The organism is Amycolatopsis heterodermiae (assembly GCF_034929455.1).
Lineage (GTDB): Bacteria > Actinomycetota > Actinomycetes > Mycobacteriales > Pseudonocardiaceae > Amycolatopsis > Amycolatopsis heterodermiae.
This window is the reverse complement of sequence record NZ_JAYFSI010000005.1, coordinates 582,818-601,142: the sequence shown is the minus strand read 5'-3', so window position 1 is coordinate 601,142 and position 18,325 is coordinate 582,818. Positions and strand designations below refer to the sequence as shown.

The following is an 18,325-nucleotide window of genomic DNA, read 5'->3' as shown; positions in this document are numbered from 1 at the left end:
CGCGACCCGCAAGACGCTGTAGCGCGCGCACGACGGCACGCTGCTGGAGAGCGTCCTGATGCGCTACCCGGACCGCGCGACGCTGTGCATCTCGAGCCAGGCCGGCTGCGGCATGGCGTGCCCCTTCTGCGCGACCGGCCAGGGCGGCCTGGACCGGAACCTGTCGACGGCGGAGATCGTCGACCAGGTCCGCTCGGCGGCCGCGGTCATGCGCGACGGCAAGATGCCGGGCGGCCCCGGGCGGTTGTCCAACATCTTCTTCATGGGTATGGGTGAACCTTTAGCGAACTTTGTCCGAGTTGTGAAGGCTGTTCGCCGGATCACTGACCCCGCACCAGGGGGTCTGGGGATCGGTCAGCGTTCGGTGACGGTGTCGACGGTGGGGTTGGCGCCGGCGATCCGGAAGCTGGCGGGACGAGAAGATGCAGGTGCGGCTGGCGGTGTCGCTGCACACGCCGGATGACGAGCTGCGGGACACGCTGGTGCCAGTGAACGAGCGCTGGTCGGTGGACGAGGTGCTCTCTGCCGCCCGGTACTACGCCGACACCTCCGGGCGCCGGGTCTCGATCGAGTACGCCCTGATCCGGGACATCAACGACCAGCCGTGGCGGGCGGAGCTGCTGGCGAAGCGGCTGCGCAAGCACCTGGACCAGTTGGTGCACGTCAACGTCATCCCGCTGAACCCCACTCCGGGTTCGAAGTGGGACGCGTCGCCGAAGCCGGTGGAGCGGGAGTTCGTCCGCTTGGTGAACGCCGGTGGTGTGGCGTGCACGGTCCGGGACACCCGCGGCCAGGACATCGCCGCAGCGTGCGGTCAGCTGGCTGCTGAAGGCTGAGTTTGTTCGTTTCGATGTTGGAGTGTTTGTCGTGATGTATGCCCCCAGCCTGTTGGATCCAGCTGCGGAGGAGCTACGGCTCGCGGATGTTGTCGGCCGTGGTGCGACCGAGGTTGCTCGTGAGGCGCGGACGCTGTTGGGTGAGCGGTTCAGCTCGGTGACGTTCATGTACGTGCTGATGCGTGCGTTTGAGGTCGAGTACACGGCAGCGTGTGACGCCTCCCGTTGGCACGAGTTCCACGGCGGGCCGCGGGCGCTGTCGGACGCCGACCTTGAGAAGCTGCTCGCGCCGTGGCTCGATCGCTGACCACCGGTCAGCGATCTGACGCGACGCAGAAGAGCTGGCTGAGAAGCCGAGCCGTCACCTGCGACTGGTCGACCTGCTGGCCGAATGGGAAGACGCTGCCGACGTATATGGCATCCAACTGGCCTGGGCGGATGCCGTCTTGACATCGCGCGAGTCGCAAGAGCTGCGACTGGCAACGACACCAGATGCGGCCGCGGCGGTACCGCAGGCGGTGGCGAATATCCAAGCTCACATCGCATGCATGGTTGCTGCGAGGTAGAGCTGGATGATGGCGACCACGCCGTAGGTGACTGCCAATGAGCGGCAAGTGGCTTGCGTCGCCATTAGGTGACCTTCGAACCTGACAGGAGCGCTAGATCGCCTCGGTCGGCCGCGCAGTTGCAACACTGACCCAACTGCCGCTGAAGACGTGGCCGACCATGCGTTTGGCCGGCTGTGTGGTGTCCCAAGATGACTTCGTTGAGGCCCCGAGGCCACCCCGGTGCCGTATCACCGTCCACTTAGCGGCAAGGTCGGAAAATTGCGGCCAGATTTCAGTGAACGTTGCGACCCTCTGTAGATATGCCGTGAGTTGAGTGTAGTTGGTGGCGACACTTTCGGCTGATCTTGCCTATTTTCTGTAACACGAGATCGGGTAGGCCGATCTTGATCGGAGAAACCAGACCGCGGTCGTGATGAGCTTGACGGCTAGTTTTAGCTCGTCGTGGCCGGCCTAGCTGTGGATAGGGTTAGGAATGACGATCAGAAGGCTTGACGTTCGAAACTTTCGCGGTATCCGGGAGCTCACGTGGCGGCCCGCAGTCGGCGTCAACTGTTTGATCGGACCCGGGAACAGCACCAAGACGACCGTGCTCGATGCGATCGCCCTGGTCTTGTCACCTCGCTTCAATGTCGCATTGACCGACGCTGACTTTCATGCCTGTGACATCGGCGAAACGCTAGAGGTCGCGGCATACCTGACCAACTTGCCTGGGGACATGCTCACATTGGATCGCTTCGGCGACATGACTTGTGGACTGCAGGCAGATGGGACGGTCTTAGCGGATCCGGAGGACGGGAGCGAGGTCTGCCTTGCCGTCCGGTTCACGGCCGATGCGTCGCTCGAACCGTCGTGGGAGGTGTTCAAACCCGGCACTGAGATGGTCGGCAGGATCTCAGCCGGCGCTCGTGCTGAGCTTGGTCTGTTTCGGGTCGATGAGCGCGTCGACAATCACATGAGGTGGGCCAGAGGATCGGCGCTAACGTCGCTGACGGCGGGCTCAAGGGCAGCTGGCGACGTTGTTGCAGGTGCGTATCGCTCGGCGCGGCAAGCCGTCTTCGATGAAAGTCACTCGGATCTGTCACTTGCAGCCAAGGCGGTGAAAGATGGTGCTACCTCATTCGGCGCGGGTCCTTACCGCGATCTGAGGGCAGGTCTCGATCCGTCAGGGCTGACGAACGGTGTCAACCTTGTCCTTCACGACGGCATGGTGCCGCTGACGTCCCAAGGGCTCGGGGCGCGGCGCTTAACCAGTATGGCCATCCAGCACGCTAAGCCTGGGGATCACGCGCTCGTGCTCGTCGACGAGGTCGAGGCTGGACTGGAACCCCACCGCCTGCATCGTCTACTCCGGAAACTCTCCAACGACGCGGAAGCCGGGACATCACAGGTCATCATCACCACACACTCGTCTCTCGTCGTCGAGGCCTTGCCTGCGGAGTGTCTTGCGGTAGTGCGCAGCGTGGACGGGACGACACACATCACCTCGGTCCCGGCCGATCTTGGTGGTGCCGAGCAACCCACAATCCAGGGCACCATCAGGAAGGGTCCGTCAGCGATGCTGGCGAGTCGGGTCCTCGTCGGAGAGGGGGCGACTGAACTCGGGGTGCTCCGCGCCTTCTCGGCATTCTGGGATCGCTCGGCAACGGAGCCTCTGGCTATCGTGGGGGCGGTTGTCAAGGACGGGAAGAGTGACCGTGAAGCGTTGATATCCGCCCGGCAGCTTGCTGTCTTGGGATACCCGACCGCCGTGTTAATCGACAGCGATCAACCGCTGACTGAGGAGGCGGAGGCCGCGCGAGCGGCCGGCGTCGAGGTCATCCAGTGGGCCGACGAGATGTGCCTGGAGCAGCGAGTTGCGCAGGACCTCCCAGCGGTAGGCCTCCGGGCGCTCGTCGAGTTGGCAGTGGAGTTGAATGGCGGAGAAGATGCCGTACGTGATGCAGTCCAGGCCAGACTGCCGGCGGCCTTGCAGGCCCCTCGTCTCATCGGATGTGACCCGCTGGGCTGGGTCGACTCAGGCCGCACTCTGGAAACTGTCCGTGGCGCTGTCGGGTTGACGGCACACAAGAAGGGCTGGTTTAAGACAGAGACGAAGGGTGAGCAGCTCGGCAATCTGCTGCTCAACCACCATGAAGCGTTAGCGACCACCGACTTTGGGCTCAAGATGCGCCAAGTTCGTGCGTTCATGTTCGCTGAACGACAGGTTGCCGATGCTGTCCGCAGTTGACACCGAGGCTGAAGAACTCCTTTCGAAGCCGTCAGCTTCGGTCACGCTTCCTGCTGGATGTGGCAAGACTCAACTAATCGGCAGCATGGGAGCACTCGCGGAGCGTCAAGGCAAACGCTTGCTTGTGCTGACCCATACAAACGCTGGCGTCCAAGTCATTCGCGATCGACTGGCACGGTTCGGTGTTGACCCAAAAAGTGTAACGGTCCGGACGATCGACAGTTGGTGTCGATACTTAGCCCAGCAGTTCCCTCGGATAGCCAACGTCACCCTCGATGCCGACCGTCTATACCAGGCAACCGTAGACGGTGCTGCGCGGGTTCTTGCGCATTGGAATATTCTCAGCCTAGTTCGCGCGACATTTGACCACGTCGTGGTCGACGAGTATCAAGACACTAGCGTCTCTCAGCACGCTGTCGTCCTGGCAATGAAAAGCGTGCTACCGGTCACCGTACTCGGTGACCCGCTTCAGGGAATATATGGATGGCCAGGAAATCCTGTAGTCGATTGGTCGGCCGATGTAGTGTCAAACTTCAACGTCGTTCAAGTTGACGTTAATCCTTGGCGTTGGCGTGGTTATAACGAGGTGCTCGGAGCATCCCTTCTGGGTTTTCGGGAAAGCCTACGGATGGGGCGCGCGATCGACCTATCCGCGACGCCGGGGGTTAACTGGCGACAAAATGACCCGCGCCAGCAGGTGAGTGAATGCATTTGGGTTATGAGTTCTGAGGGTTCAGTAGTCGCGTTGCATAGTCATGCGCAACAGTGTTACAGCCTAGGACGACAACTGGGTGGCAAGTATGGAGTGATGGAGGAGTTGGAGTGCGTCATTGTCAAGAAGTTGGCGGAATCTCTGGATCGCAGAATTGGCTCTGTCTCTGCTTGTGAGCTCCTGAAATTTGCGAGGCAATGTGCTTCTGGGTATGTAAAGCCCTTAGATGGCGCTCAGGTTGACAGTCTGAGTGGGGGTGTTAAGCCTCGCGCTAGAGGTGGAAAGGCGGCAAAAGCTGCGAATGCCCTGGCTGCCATAATCGAGGATCCGGTTGCTTCGAACCTTTCGTTAGCTCTGGGAGAATTGAGAAACGTTGCCGGTGTCAAGGTGTTCCGCCGCGAGGCTTGGCGTGAGGCTATGGCGATGCTCGAGCTCGCTCGCCGTAACCCGAGAGAAACATTCGCTGAATGTGCTATTTCGGCACGAAGCAGGTCGCGTAGGCTTGGACGAGTCGTAGAACAGCGCGTGATATCGCGGACGCTTCTGGTAAAAGGACTGGAGTACGACACTGGCATCGTTCTTGACGCTGACAGTATGAACGCACGCAATCTATATGTTGCGTTGACTCGAGCTCGCCGAAAGCTTATCGTCTTTAGTAGGACTCCGATCTTGAATCCTGTCTCATTCTAGTAGTGCGGCTGTGAAGCCTGGACCGCGAACTGTCGGCGGACGCGCAGCTCGCACAGGAGGTCTAGAGGCGGAGGGTGTCAGGCGTGGCTTTCCTCTGACAGGTTCGGGCGGTTGCCCGAGGTTTCCGGGGTGGGCGGGGCGACCGCCGCCGCCCATCGTCGTTCACGGTGGAGTGGCGGGGGCTGCACAGTGTGTCTTGTCAGTTTGGTTGGTGTGCAGCGGCCTGGCTTAGCGTTCGGAGCGGCGGGTCGTAACAGCCTGCGAGGCATTGTCGACTGATGGGCGTGACACGTCTAAGTCGTTCGGCCGCGCGCCGGCCGCGGGGGCTGGCTGGGCAAGCCAAAAAGCCGGCTGGCCGCAGCGGTGGCCAGGTTGACCAAGCGGCAGTACTGGGTGTGGTGCTGGCTGCCGCCGTCAGTATCTCAGCTGCAGACGGCGACTGGGAGCCGATTGAGTCGGTTGTAGGGGTTGTGCTTCTACTGCTCCTTAAGGGATATGTGGATACTCGGCAGATCGTGGGGAAAGGGCGCGGGGCTCGTAGGTGTGCTGTGTCCGGAGTGGTCGGTCTCGGTGGCGTGTTGGTGGCGGCGTGGCCGCTTCAGTCCTTGCTCTCCTGCCTCAACTGCTGCTACTTGCTTGATGATGTGCGCTTCAGTGGGTTGCTGTGCGTGATATGGCTAGTGGTCTTTGGCGGGTACGCGAGACTGCGTCGTCGCGGTACCTGGCCGCTTCGATGGCTTAGCAAGATCGCACGTCGATTGTGGTGGACGACTGCGAGAAGGCTGAGACCCACTCGGTAAGCGATCATCGCTCGATCGTTCCGGTCGCAACCCCAGCCATCCGCTACTTCGCGCTCGCCCCCGAACCCGTTCCCTGGCCCGAGCGGGAAGGCGCCCGCCGCCAGAAGACCGGCGGGCGCGCGTTATCCGACAGCGAGAAGCGGCTTAGGGCGAAGTCGCCGGTCCCCACCAACCCGCTCCGCTCGAACCTCGCGCCCCTCCTCGACGACTGCCTCAGCCTCCAACATCCGCAAACTAGCCACCGCGATCACCAACCGGAACTGGGCAGGAGTGACGATGACGAAGCGTGACAAATCGGGCAAGGCGGTTTCGGGGGCAGGTCAAGACGCTGCGCTTGGAGCGCTCGCCACGTTGGCGAGTGTCGCCCTTGGTGCGAACCCCGTCGGGGCAACGCTGGTGGGTGGCAGTGCACCAATGCTCAAGTATCTGCAACAGGTGTGGACCCAAGCGGGAGAGCGCCGCGGGGACCGCGCAGCGCGGTCACTTGAACACGCGGCCGACCTGATGGACGTTGGCCTCGACATCCTGGTGGAGCGGGCAGCTGGTTATGACGCTCGCCTCGAACTGCTCGCCCAGGTTTTGGAAGCGGCGGCGAGGACCTCGATGGAGGACAAGATCCAGGCCCTCGGCCAGATCCTCGCCGATGGCCTTCGCAGCGACAGTCACCTTGACGAAGCGAGGCTGCTGGCCTCGATGGTGGACGACCTGGAAGCACCGCACGTCGTGGTGCTGAAACTGATCGCTGAGCAACCGGTGCCTCCGGAGTCGTTGTGGTCTAACTCCGACGCGCCCCAAGGATGGGAACGAGCCCATCTCGCGCTGGCCCTGCCCGACTACGATGGTTTTCTTGACGGGGTGCTGGCCGCGCTCGTTCGTCATGGCGCAGTACGAACTTTGGGTGACGTAACGTGGAGCGGCATCGCGAACGACGCGCACGGCATCACAACACTAGGAACTCGCTGTTTGCAGCTGTTCGGCCATGAACCAACCAAGGGTTCAAACGCTCCCGACGGACTCGCCGAATCGTAAAACTTGGTCCGGACAGTAGGCGCGACTACCGGTCCGGGCCTACCTTTCGAACCGCAGCTCAGCGCGGCGCACTCCCGCAAAGTTAAGCCGGGCAAGACGGATGTTGACCGTTCCGCGGGACCGTCAGGTCGGACGGTACGCCGAGGGCGTAGCGGCACGGCGACGAAGTGTCTGCGTGTGCGGCCGCGGAGGCCGGCACATGGTGAGTGCGATCTTCGAGGTCTAGAGCCAAACTGGTCGCTATGTCGAACCTGCCAGAGGATGCCCAGACAAGTCCGGTCCTCGACTCCGCGCAACTAGTGCGCATCGAGGCAACTCACCGTGGGTTTGGCTATCAGCATCTCTACGCGGTGGCGTGTCTGCTCACGATGGACCGGACGGACACCGACGAGGTGGTGATCGAGCACGATGAGGATGTCGAGCTGGTACGTCCTTCAGGTGCGGTATACGTGCAGGTGAAGACTCGTGAACGCCCGCTTCGGTTCAGTGACTTGGACGGAGTGTTGCCGCGGTTCGAGCAGTTGCGCCGGGCGCATGCTGGTGGCGAGCGGGTGGGTGACGCCGGCTTCGCGATCGTGAGCAACGCCGCCCCCGGGCCTGACCTTCGTGCCCGCATAGCGTCGTCGAGTTGGCCGTCTGACGTGGCCCTGGTGTGGCCCGGGGGAACGGCTGGCGGCGTCGATCTGTCGCTGCCGACACCCTGGAAGGGGCTGCAAGAAGCTATGGAGGCGTGCGTCGAGTTAGCTGGCGGGGTTCCTTTCCCGAGCTTGGCGCCAGAGACGTTAGTGCTCAAGCTCGCCGGACTTGCGCAGTACATAGCGACCGGCCACGCCGGCCACGCAGTGACCAAAGCTCAGCTTCACGAGTTCCTTGAGCAGTTGGTTGTCCAGTTGCACGATTTCCCGCAGCCGCCTGTCGACTACCGTCAGCAGTCATCGGAACCGGATCTGTCAGCGCCAGGCAGGGTACAACTGGTCGTCGGAGTGTCGGGTGCGGGCAAGACCACCTGGGCCTCGATCATGTCGCTGCGCCATCCTTTCCCGACCGCCTACTTCGACGTTGGCGAGCTTCCCAGCCAGGCCGTGGCTTCCTCGCTGGCCCGCGAACTGGTTGCTCGGTTCTTGCCAGGGAGAACTCCGGGCGGGGGCGGCGCAGCACTACCTGCAGCGAGCGGCCTTGAGTTGATGGCCTTCCTGTCGCGGCGGCTTCGAGAGGAAGAACTCGAGGTCACCGTTGTTCTGGACAACGTGCACCGCTTGTCCGCACAAGCGTTGCGCTCGCTCGTCGAGGCGGCGCCTGACGTGCGGTTCGTGTTGCTCGGTCAGCCTTGGCCAGGGCAAGCTCCGGTTGAAGCCCTGTTGGAGATCCAGGCCGAGGAACTCGGTGGTTGGTCGCAGGACGATGTCGCGGCCGTGTTCGCCGCGGAGGGATGTCCAGTTGAGGTAACGGCCGTGCAGCGTCTTCTTCGGCTGACTGCTGGGGTACCGCTCTATGTGAAGGCAGCTGTCCAACTCGCTGTTCGTGCCTACGACCGCGACGTTACTGAGTTCCTAGACGCAGTGGAAGCAAGGCTCACTCACGTGGAGACTGCGCAGGAAGTCATCCTTGCCGAGACGTTCAAGGAGCTAACGCTGCCCGCTCGCACCGTTGCCTCAATGCTCGAGCTCGCAGATGTACCGCTAACCACCGAGGAGGCACTCGACCTCGTCTCGACGGCAGGGTTGACGCCGCCAACGGCTGCCGCGACGGTCCGGGATCTTACGAGGTCAAGCATTCTCCAGGTGACTGGCGACGGAATCAAAATCCATGATGCATTTCGACTTCTGGCCCGCGATCACCGTACGACCTTGGAGCCAGAAATCCTCAGCGCAGCGCTGGAGAACCTCGTCGTGCTGGTGCAACGATCTCTTCCCACGACTTGGACGGTAGGCCGGTTCGGCTTGTGGCTGCGGCTGCTGCCTCAGACCGGCCGGCAGGAAACCTTGATCGACATTGCCACTCAGGAGGAATTCCACCAGGCCGGTGATCCAAGCGAGGTCAGGGCCGCTATTGAGGCGATCGCACAGTCCACCGACCTCGGTGACGAAGCACGCTTCTGGGCACTTGATGCCTTGGCGTTCTGGGATTACAGCGTGGGCAGCTACGGAAATATACCTAGCATGGTGGATCAGATGACTGCTGCGGTGGGCGCAGGTATGGATCCGCGTGCGGCGTCAGCGCTCGCAATGAAGCAGATGATTGCCGCGTCCTTGCGGGACGACCGTGACGGAGTCGAGGCTGCCTTCAGCGTCGGTCTCGAACGCTCCGCAGGGGACGCGATGGTGCAACTGATCGTCCGCTACAACCATGCGCTCTCGTTGTATCACCTCGGGGCCAACGAGGACGCAGCATCTGAGGCGCTGAGCCTCGTAGGGGACTATTACGAACGTCTCGGGCTTGACCTCCGTGACGTCGTCGGCGTGAGCCCCAGCGACTTGCGCGCCGCCGTGCCCGACAGCGCCACCCGCGACGACGACTTCAGACACGTCGCCGATAGTCTGCAACTCGTCGGTGCTGCCAGCAAGCGTCTAGGCGAGTCGTCGGCCGCGAGGGTGCTCGTCCACGCAATGAAATTCTACAGCGCCGCATCGGCATGGCGATCAGCCGTCAGAGTCGGACAAGATGCCATCGATGAGGTGCTTGGGCTGGGTGACCTCCAAGGTGCACGCAACATAAGCGAGAATTTCCTTCTGCCCCTTGTTGCGGAGTATCAGTTGGTCGATCTGCTCATTCCGGTCCGCGCCCAGTATGCTGTCCTTCTCGCTTGGTGTGGTGAAATTGATGCCGCCCGCGAAGAAATAACCAAATTGGAGGCATATCAGCTGAACGACGCGGGAGCGGCGGAGTTGGTCAACCAGCGTCAAGTCATCGACCGAATTGCTGAGAGGGGAGACCTGGCTGCGAATCCTGTCATCGAGGGCTAGCTGTCCAGCGATCTTGCGGGTGACTTGATTCGTGTTCGCGTTTCGGACGTTAGTTGTCTGGCTGATCGGTGCGTCGTAGTGCGCACTAACCTAATACCGTTCGCTAGGCGATCACCTGTCGGTGCGTATGCCAAACAGGATGTCGTGAACCCTCTGTGTCGGGCGTACCCGCCGCTCGCCCGTCGTTGCGTCGACGGTCGTGTACGTGTACAGGCTGGGAGTGACCGTGTCCTCGTGGACGTGGCCGAAGTACACCTGCAGCTGCTGACCGGCGAAGAACAGGTCGCGGTCGGCCGGCTCGAACTGTAGTCGGGCCTCGTCATGTGGCATGGTCGCCAGCAGGTGATGGTCGCCGTAGATCTCGCCGTCTTGGTCGCGGAACGCGAAGATCACGGGTTGGCGCCTGCCTCGCCCGACGAGCTGCTGGGCGCGCGACCGGGTGCCGACGGACAGCAGGCCGGCGACGCGTGCAAACGATTCGCCCTTACTGGCGAGGTCGGTTGCACACTGAGCCTTCTCGTCGGCGATCCGGGTCACGACGTGGTCGTAGACGGTGAGCTGATGGCCGAGTTTCTGGTAGCGCTTCACGGGGTCTTCTTCCTTCAGGATCGTGCCGATTGCTGCAGAAACAGCTGCCTGGACCTCGTCGGCGAGGGCATCTTCAGGGTGCATACCCATCACTATGAGCGGCGTCCAGGGGTGTGTCAACCCATGGGTATGCGCCTCCTGGAGGTCCGGCATTCGCTCGAGCCCGGACGCGTGCCGTCGTAGGACGGCGTCGTCCCGTCGGAGCCGCGCGCCACGTCGAGAGGGTCGGCGCGGGTCGATCGATGGCAACAAGCTGACTGGCTTGAGGATAGGTGTGGCAGGCAGCACATCAAGAAGTTTCGTAGGGTTGAGCTGTGTAAACGTGGTCATTCCTAGTGTTGTAAAACAGTAGGCAGGGGTGAACCTTTAGCGAACTTTGTCCGAGTTGTGAAGGCTGTTCGCCGGATCACGGATCCCGCACCAGGGGGTCTGGGGATCGGTCAGCGTTCGGTGACGGTGTCGACGGTGGGGTTGGCGCCGGCGATCCGGAAGCTGGCGGACGAGAAGATGCAGGTCCGCCTCGCGGTGTCGTTGCACACGCCGGATGACGAGCTGCGGGACACGCTGGTGCCGGTGAACGAGCGGTGGTCGGTCGACGAGGTCCTCTCGGCCGCGCGGTACTACGCCGATACCTCCGGCCGGCGGGTCTCGATTGAGTACGCCCTCATCCGGGACATCAACGACCAGCCGTGGCGGGCGGAGCTGCTCGCGAAGCGGTTGCGCAAGCACCTGGGTCAGCTGGTGCACGTGAACGTGATTCCGTTGAACCCGACGCCGGGTTCGAAGTGGGATGCGTCGCCGAAGCCGGTCGAGCGCGAGTTCGTCCGCTTGGTGAACGCCGGCGGTGTCGTGTGCACGGTGCGGGACACCCGTGGCCAGGACATCGCCGCAGCGTGCGGCCAGCTGGCTGCTGAAGGCTGAGTTGTTGGTTTCGATGTTGGAGTGTTTGTCGTGATGTATGCCCCCAGCCTGTTGGATCCGGCTGCGGAGGAGCTTCGGCTCGCGGACGTGTGTAGTCGTGGTGCGACCGAGGCGGCGCGTGAGGCGCGGACTTTGTTGGGTGAGCGGTTCAGTTCGGTGACGTTCATGTACGTGCTGATGCGCGCCTTCGAGGTCGAGTACACCGCGGCGTGTGACGCGTCGCGTTGGCACGAGTTCCACGGCGGGCCGCGGGCACTATCGGACGCCGACCTGGAGAAGGTGCTCGCTCCCTGGCTTGAGCGCTGACCCTGGTTCAGCTGATCCGGTAGAGGTGCCCGCTCTGGACGGCGAGCACCATGAGTGCCTGGGGTGCCTCGCCCCGAGGCCTGTCACTCGTACCATCGCACTCGACGGCCTCGCGCTCAAAGATTGGAGAAGAATTTCGTGGGCGCTGCCGGATTCCGATCCGCGGCGCCCGCCTCGGATTGGGCCAGTCAGCTTGCGACGTCGACTCTCTAGACTCTCGGCCATGACCGACCTGCTGATCTACAACGGACCGGCCGTCGCCGAAGCTGAGGTGACGCGGACCGGCGGCGTTCCCTCGGCGCCCGCGGACTTCGGCTGGCCCCGCTGCGCGGCCTGCGAGGGACCGATGAAGTTCGTGGCCCAGGTCGTGCTCGACGCTTCGACGATTCTGTCGATCTTCCTGTGCCAGAACGATCCCGGTCTGTGCGACGAGTGGGACCCGTTATCGGGTGGTAATCGTGCTCTGCTGTTCCGGCGTGGTGACCTTGTCCCCGCCCCGGTGCCGGACGGGGACGAGACGCAGCTCGGGGAGGTGTGCGGCATCGAGGTAAAAGCGGTCGATGCCGACGGTTACGACGAAGCGCGCGGTAAGTGGTCAGCCGAGACGGGCTGTCCCGAGGCCGAGATCCTCGGCATGGTGGGCGGCGCGCCGGCGTGGCTGCAGGACGACGAGACCCCGGTGTGTCCGGTCTGCACGACGGTGATGGAGTTCGCCGTGCAACTCGAGGAAGGCCGCGACCAGAGCATCAACTTCGGCAGCGGGTGCGGGTACGCGTTCGTCTGCCGTGCCTGCGAGCGAGGCAGGTTCCTCTTCCAGTGTTGATCACCGGGCCACGAGCGGATCGTCCATCGGTGCGGTCGCGGCCAGTTCGCCGACGAGCTGTGGGACCCGCTGGTGCCGGTGAACAACCGCTGGTCGATCGACGAGGTGCTCTCCGCCGCGCGGTACTATGCCGACGCCTCCGGCCGTCGGGTCTCGATCGAGTACGCGTTGATCCGCGACATCAACGAGCAGCCGTGGCTGGCCGAGCGGCTGGCGAGGCGGCTGCGGAAGCACTTTGGGCAATTGGTCCATGTCAACGTGATCCCGTTGAACCCGACTCCGGGTAGCAAGTGGGATGCATCGCCGAAGCCGGTGGAGCGCGATTTCGTCCGCCTGGTGAACGCGGGCGGTGTCGCGTGCACGGTCCGGGATACCCGGGGCCAGGAGGTCGCCGCCGCTTGTGGGCAGCTCGCCGCTGCTTAGGGGTAGGCCCTCTTGACGTGGGATGTGTAGTTAGCAATCTGACAACGCTCGCTCGGCGGCATGAGAGTGCGTTGTGATGTCCAGGGAGGTTGGTCAGCCTGGCGGCTGCAGTCGCGACGCCGCCCGCGGATCCTCGTGCTTGCCGGCCTCGCCGACCACTGCGTGCACGAACTGCTCACGCTGCATCAGCGCGGCCGTCTGGCGGGCGACGTCGTGACCGTGGCCGCCAACGACGGGCAATCCTCAGGCCTGTCGGGACGCCAGTTCCACGATGGTGACGTCCGAGGGAGCGCCCACCCGAGTGGGTGGGCCCCACGCGCCGGCGCCGCGGCTGACGTACAGCTGGGTGTCCCCGTAACGTTCCAGCCCGGCCACGGTCGGGTTCGCCGCCTCGGCCACGTAGGTGAAGGGCCACAGCTGACCGCCGTGGGTGTGGCCCGAGAGCTGCAGGTCCACGCCGTGGCAGACCGCCTCGTGGACGGCGGTGGGCTGGTGCGCCAGCAGCAGCGTCGCGAGCGCGGGATCGCGGTCACCGAGCGCCTTGGTGAAATCGGGGCCGCGTCCCGTGGTAACACCTTCGAAGTCGTTGACACCGGCCAACGTGAAACCCGATAGCTCAGCCCGTGCGTTCTCCAGCGGCCGCCACCCCATCTCGCGCACCTTCTCGACCCACTGGTCAGCGCCGGAGATGTACTCGTGGTTGCCGGTCACGAAGTAGGTGCCGTGACGTGCGCGAAGCCGAGCCAAGGGCTCGACAGCGTCGCTGAGTTCGTCGACGTCACCGTCGACCACGTCACCCACCACGACGATCGGGTCGGGCTGGGTGTCGTTGATCGTGTCGGTGACCCGCTGGGCGAAGCAAGCGCCCGAGCAGAGGACCGAGGTGGATGTCGCTGACAACCGCGATGCGAAAGCTGTGGAGGGCACGGGACAGCTTGGCCAGCGGAACGACGATTCGCTTGACCGACGGGCCGTTGAGCACACCGCGGGTTCCGTGGCCGACCACGCCGACGGCCGCGGTGGCAGCAACCACCGCGATCGCCCGTGACACGAAGAGGCGGCGGGACAGCAGGTCAGCGGCGGGCGTCGCCGGATCGACCACGACGGCCGACGCACGGTGCCGGTGGGTGAGCCACAGGTTCAGCAACGGCCGGACGACCTCCCCCGCGAGCACCCCGAGCAGCAGGTACAGGAACACCGCCAGCCACACGTAACCGGGCCACGCCACGACGCGTTCGACCGCCATTGGCATCGAGGTGAACCCACCGACCACCGCCGTACCCGCGAGCAGCGGCCCCACGACGAACAGGGCGGCGCCGGCACGGCGCGCCCTTGTACCGTGCGAGGTGGTCTGCCGGATCAGGCGCCGGTACAGGTACCAGTGCAGCGCGCCGAAGACGGCCGGCACGGCGACCGCGGCGAGAACGGGAACGAGAGTCACGGGTGGCGCTGCCTTTCACGGAGCTTCACGACGACCGGCAGCACGCCCGCCCCGCCGCGGGGTCAGGGGCGGACCGCCGGTAGCAGGACGCCGTCGATGATGGAGACGAGGAAGTCGCGGTCGAACGGCTTGCGCTGGATGAGCGCGCGGTAGGCGGCGATGGACGGGATGATCTGGGCGAGGGTCTCGACGTCGGCGGTGGCGTCGATCTCGCCACGGCTCATCGCCCGGGACAACAGCACGCGGTTGGCGGCGGCCCACGGCTCCACGATGGCGTCGTTCGCCGCCTCGGCGAGCCCGCGGTCCTGGCTGAGCATCGACGCCAGCCCGGCCATGATCGCGAGCTGGTGCTCGCCCTCCTCGACGGACGCGGGCTTGAACAGCGCGAGGATGTCGCCGCGGAGGCTGCCGGTGTCGGGGAGCCGGTCCAGGCCGACCTGGCTGCGTTTCATGTGCCCGACGGCGTCGAGGACCAGTTTGGCCTTCGACGGCCAGCGGCGGTAGAAGGTGCCTTTGCCGGCCTTCGCCCGTGCCGCCACCGCGGCCATAGTCATGCCCGCGTATCCGACCTCCGCCAGGACCTGGAGCGCCGCGTCCAAGATCTCGGGGTCGCGGCTGGCGTCGGGCTTGCGGCCGGGGCGGCGGTGGACGGTCCGGCCACCGCCGCCGTCACCTGCGGTGGGGTCGCCCTGCGTCATGACGGTGGTCTCCTCGCTGCCTGAAGCCGGTGCGGATCCATTGTCGTGTCGCCGATCCGGCGGGCAGCGCCTGGGATCACCGGGTCAGCGCCGGCGCAGTGCCGCGTCGGTCAGCACGGGCGGGAAGTAGCCGGCGTCGCCCTCGGTCACGTTGCGGCCGGGGGGCACGATCTCGTCGATGCGGTCGAGGACGTTCCGGTCGAGGACGAGGTCGGCGGCACCGAGCTGGCTGTCGAGCTGTTCCACGTTCATCGGACCGATGATCGGCGCGGTCACCGCGCGGTGGGACAGCACGAAGCCGAGCGCGAGGTGGATCAGGGACAGGCCGGCCTCGTCGGCGAGCCGGGCGAGGGCCTCGACGGCGTCGAGCTTGGCGGCGTTGCGCGGGGCGTCGATGTCGAAGATGCCGGGCATGAGCTCGGTGCGGCTGCTCACCTGTCCGGTGGCGCCCTTGCGGAACGTGCCGGAGAGCCAGCCGCCACCGAGCGGGCTCCAGGTGAGCACCCCGATGCGGTGGGCCTCGGCGGCCGGCAGGACGTCGGCCTCGATCCCCCGTGCGAGCATCGAGTACGGGGGCTGCTCGGTCACGAACCGGCCCAGTCCCCGTCGTTCGGACGCCCACTGCGCCTCGACGAGCTGGTAGGCGGGAAACGTGGACGTGCCGAAGTAGCGGATCTTCCCGGCCCGTTGCAGATCGGTCAGCGCTCCCAGGGTCTCCTCGATCCCGGTCGTCGGATCCGGCCGGTGCACCTGGTAGAGGTCCAGGTGATCGGTGCCGAGCCGCTGGAGGCTGCCCTCGACCGCACGCATGATCCACCGGCGTGAGTTGCCGCGGTCGTTGACGTTGTCGCTCATCGGGTTGTGGAACTTGCTCGCCAGGACCACGGAGTCGCGGCGCGTCCCCGCCAGCGCTTTTCCGACGATCTCCTCGGCCTCGCCACGGGCGTAGAGGTCGGCGGTGTCGACGAAGTTGATGCCGGCGTCGAGCGCGTGGTGGATCGTGCGGATCGAGTCGTCGTGGTCCTTGTTGCCCCACGACCCGAACATCATGGTGCCGAGGCACAGGGAGCTGACGCTCAGCCCGGTGTCAACGAGCGTGCGGTACTGCATGTGGCACCCGTTCTTCAGGACGGTTCCGCACCCCTGAACTGTGGCGTGTCGGAGCTTGCCCCTTAGACGGTACCCGTCGGTACCGGTTATCTCAAGTACCGGTACCGGCAGGTATCGGCTAGTCCGAGTGAACGGTGAGAAGGCCGACGCTCATGTACGTGAACCCGTGCCGCACGTGCTCCGCCGGGTCGAGGAGGTTGCGCCCGTCGCGGGGCACGCTTGGTGACCGAAGACGTGATCTACGGCCCGCACTGCGACCACACCAGTTGCCCGTTGACCGGATGTGAGCCGGCTACCTACCGCGTCCATGCTCACGCCCAGAAACGTCCGCTCATCGGCATGACAGGACGCTCGCGGGTGGCAGTGTTGTTGTCATGGCAGCTGAAGTGACGCCGGGGCGTGGGGTCGTGCTCGAGACGGATCGCCTATTGCTCAGGCGTTGGCGGGTCGCCGACGCTGTTGTCCAGCGCGAGCTGTGGACCGAACGTGATCCACGGGTTCCGCCGCAACGCCGGATTGACGTAGACGGGCACCCCACAGTCACGGAACTCGAGGATGCGATCCGCGCCGGCCGGGCGGCGTCGACCGGGTTGTTGGGCGGTCGAGCGCAAGGCTGCTGGTGACGTCATCGGCTACTGCGGACTGATCGACGGCGGCCAGGGGATCAAGGGGGAGCCGGAGCTCGCGTTCGAGCTGCTGCGCCGGGCCTGGGGTCTGGGATATGCGACTGAGGCCTCGAAGGCGATCCTGGACTGGGCTGGATCGTCCGGGTACCTACGTCTGTGGGCCACGGTCTGGGAGTGGAACAGCGCTTCTCGTCGTGTGCTGGCCAAGCTCGGCTCCATCGAGACCGGGCGGAAGGAAGTGGATGCCATCCACGGGACCACCCTGTTCCTCGCGAAACAGCAGGCTGACCGGCCAGAAACGACGTGAGGCGGGCAAGCCCGGGAGGGCACTCGGGACGAGTCTGCAATCCAGCGTGACCGGCCTCACCCCGGACACCGGCTCTTCGGACAAGCCACAACCCGGACCTGCCAACGACCAGCCCCCGGTCACGGCCGCCCCTTGAAATCAAGGGGAGCCATGAGCGGATGGCAGCCTCGGTGATTCCTCGAGCGGCATTGCTCAGCAGGAGACGGCGAGCACGTGCTTGCCCAGCACACCGCCGCGTTCAAAGGCCTCGTGCGCGGTGACGATGTCGGCCAGCGGGTACACGCGGTGCACCACCGGGCGAAGCGCGCCGGCGGTGACGTGGTCGGCCAGCTCGTCCAGCGCAGCGGAATCAGGATTGGCGCTGAAGGTGCGGATGCGCCGGGAGCCGTGGATGCTCGACGCCGCGATCGCGGCCAGGGCGGCAGCCGAGAGCCCGACGGTGACCATCCGGCCGCCTTTGGCCAGCCTGCTGCGGTAACGGTGCAGCTCGGAGCCGACCGTGTCGAGGATGACGTCGAACGGCCCGGTCTTCTCCGCGGCGGTGGTGCCGTAGTCGAGGACCTTGTCGGCCCCCAGGTCATGCAGGTCCGCGGCGTGGCGGTCGCGGGCCAGCGCGGTGACGTGGCCACCCATCGCCTGGGCCAGCTGCACCGCGGCGGTGCCCACGCCGCCGGCCGCGCCCCGGACCAGGACTCGCTCGCCCTCGGCCAGCCGGACCCGGTCGCGCAGCGCGATCAGTGCGGTGCTGCCCGTGACAACTAGGGATGTCGCCTCGATCGCCGAGACACCCGCCGGTGCGGGGCTGATGCGGCCGACGGGAACCACGACGTATTCGGCTGCTCCGGCGACGGTGTGCCGCTTCCGGGGGTGCACCATGCCCCACACCCGGTCCCCGGCGCGGTAGCTCTCGACGTCGGGTCCGGTCGTGACGACGACGCCGGCGAAGTCCAGGCCGGTCCCGATCGGGAACGTTCGGCCCGATACCATCTTCACTCCGCCTGAGCGGATGATCGTGTCGTGGCCGTTGATGCTGGACGCCTCGACCGACACCAGGACCTCGCCGGCGCCGGGGGAGGGGCGCTCGGTTTCGGTGATGCGCAGGACGTCCGGTGCTCCGAAGCTGGTGATCTGTGCGGCTCTCATGTCGGGTTCCTCCGGTGATCGGTTGGTGGGCCACCGATCCTGGGGCCTGCCCGCGGGAACTCGGTCGTTCGCGTTGTCCTGGGTCTGCCGGACCCACCTTCGCCGGGCGCGTC

General features: G+C 65.0%; 15 protein-coding genes and 3 pseudogenes. 11 read left to right on the top strand and 7 right to left on the bottom strand.

The window, feature by feature from the left end; genetic code table 11:
• From rlmN to VA596_RS24910, 6 genes and pseudogenes are all read left to right on the top strand, one after another.
• Positions 1 to 836, top strand: a pseudogene (rlmN, locus tag VA596_RS24930) (23S rRNA (adenine(2503)-C(2))-methyltransferase RlmN); the annotation flags it as partial.
• Positions 837 to 870: 34 nt separating this feature from the next.
• Positions 871 to 1,143 carry a hypothetical protein gene (locus tag VA596_RS24925; RefSeq protein WP_323330564.1) on the top strand — a complete coding sequence of 91 codons (273 nt, stop codon included), beginning with the start codon at positions 871 to 873 and terminating at the stop codon, positions 1,141 to 1,143.
• A gap of 734 nt (positions 1,144 to 1,877) precedes the next feature.
• A complete protein-coding gene (locus VA596_RS24920) occupies positions 1,878 to 3,632 on the top strand; it encodes an ATP-dependent nuclease (protein ID WP_323330548.1) in 1,755 nt (584 codons plus the stop codon).
• Entirely contained in the window at positions 3,616 to 5,034 is a 1,419-nt protein-coding gene (locus VA596_RS50695; RefSeq protein ID WP_410171921.1) for a UvrD-helicase domain-containing protein, read from the top strand. The genes VA596_RS24920 and VA596_RS50695 overlap by 17 nt, the downstream gene beginning before the upstream one ends.
• Before the next feature lie 1,076 nt (positions 5,035 to 6,110).
• The gene (locus VA596_RS24915) at positions 6,111 to 6,863 is read left to right on the top strand and encodes a hypothetical protein (RefSeq protein WP_323330547.1); all 753 of its coding nucleotides are present in this window, start codon (positions 6,111 to 6,113) and stop codon (positions 6,861 to 6,863) included.
• A gap of 242 nt (positions 6,864 to 7,105) precedes the next feature.
• Positions 7,106 to 9,826: a dsDNA nuclease domain-containing protein gene (locus VA596_RS24910; RefSeq protein ID WP_323330546.1), complete on the top strand. Its 2,721-nt coding sequence runs from the start codon at positions 7,106 to 7,108 to the stop codon at positions 9,824 to 9,826.
• 111 nt (positions 9,827 to 9,937) lie between these two features.
• On the opposite strand, the gene VA596_RS24905 is transcribed toward VA596_RS24910, so the two are convergent.
• Entirely contained in the window at positions 9,938 to 10,498 is a 561-nt protein-coding gene (locus VA596_RS24905) for a hypothetical protein (protein ID WP_323330545.1), read from the bottom strand.
• Between the two features lie 264 nt (positions 10,499 to 10,762).
• On the opposite strand from VA596_RS24905, the pseudogene VA596_RS24900 reads away from it, so the two are divergent.
• The 4 genes and pseudogenes from VA596_RS24900 to VA596_RS24885 all read left to right on the top strand — a co-directional run.
• Positions 10,763 to 11,335: pseudogene (locus VA596_RS24900) on the top strand (radical SAM protein); the annotation flags it as partial.
• 30 nt (positions 11,336 to 11,365) lie between these two features.
• On the top strand, positions 11,366 to 11,641 hold the full coding sequence (locus VA596_RS24895; protein ID WP_323330563.1) for a hypothetical protein: 276 nt from the start codon (positions 11,366 to 11,368) through the stop codon (positions 11,639 to 11,641).
• Between the two features lie 223 nt (positions 11,642 to 11,864).
• Positions 11,865 to 12,464 (top strand): YwqG family protein, encoded by a 600-nt coding sequence (locus VA596_RS24890; protein ID WP_323330544.1) that lies wholly within the window; start codon positions 11,865 to 11,867, stop codon positions 12,462 to 12,464.
• 51 nt (positions 12,465 to 12,515) lie between these two features.
• A pseudogene (locus tag VA596_RS24885) lies at positions 12,516 to 12,887 on the top strand (23S rRNA (adenine(2503)-C(2))-methyltransferase RlmN); the annotation flags it as partial.
• A 93-nt stretch (positions 12,888 to 12,980) separates the two neighbouring features.
• Here the strand turns inward: VA596_RS24885 and VA596_RS24880 are convergent.
• The 5 genes from VA596_RS24880 to VA596_RS24860 all read right to left on the bottom strand — a co-directional run bounded on the left by VA596_RS24880 (position 12,981) and on the right by VA596_RS24860 (position 16,136).
• Positions 12,981 to 13,127, bottom strand: coding sequence for a hypothetical protein (locus tag VA596_RS24880; protein WP_323330543.1), 147 nt, complete (start codon positions 13,125 to 13,127; stop codon positions 12,981 to 12,983).
• Between the two features lie 3 nt (positions 13,128 to 13,130).
• The gene (locus VA596_RS24875) at positions 13,131 to 13,679 is read right to left on the bottom strand and encodes a metallophosphoesterase (RefSeq protein ID WP_323330542.1); all 549 of its coding nucleotides are present in this window, start codon (positions 13,677 to 13,679) and stop codon (positions 13,131 to 13,133) included.
• 1 nt (position 13,680) lies between these two features.
• Positions 13,681 to 14,295, bottom strand: a complete 615-nt coding sequence (locus tag VA596_RS24870) for a hypothetical protein (RefSeq protein ID WP_323330541.1) — start codon at positions 14,293 to 14,295, stop codon at positions 13,681 to 13,683.
• Between the two features lie 95 nt (positions 14,296 to 14,390).
• On the bottom strand, positions 14,391 to 15,026 hold the full coding sequence (locus tag VA596_RS24865; RefSeq protein ID WP_323330540.1) for a TetR/AcrR family transcriptional regulator: 636 nt from the start codon (positions 15,024 to 15,026) through the stop codon (positions 14,391 to 14,393).
• An 84-nt stretch (positions 15,027 to 15,110) separates the two neighbouring features.
• Positions 15,111 to 16,136 (bottom strand): aldo/keto reductase, encoded by a 1,026-nt coding sequence (locus VA596_RS24860; RefSeq protein ID WP_323330539.1) that lies wholly within the window; start codon positions 16,134 to 16,136, stop codon positions 15,111 to 15,113.
• A 555-nt stretch (positions 16,137 to 16,691) separates the two neighbouring features.
• On the opposite strand from VA596_RS24860, the gene VA596_RS24855 reads away from it, so the two are divergent.
• On the top strand, positions 16,692 to 17,069 hold the full coding sequence (locus tag VA596_RS24855) for a GNAT family N-acetyltransferase (RefSeq protein ID WP_323330538.1): 378 nt from the start codon (positions 16,692 to 16,694) through the stop codon (positions 17,067 to 17,069).
• A 192-nt stretch (positions 17,070 to 17,261) separates the two neighbouring features.
• Here VA596_RS24855 and VA596_RS24850 read toward each other — a convergent pair whose 3' ends face one another.
• Positions 17,262 to 18,212, bottom strand: coding sequence for an NADP-dependent oxidoreductase (locus VA596_RS24850; protein ID WP_323330537.1), 951 nt, complete (start codon positions 18,210 to 18,212; stop codon positions 17,262 to 17,264).
• Between the last annotated feature and the right edge of the window lie 113 nt (positions 18,213 to 18,325).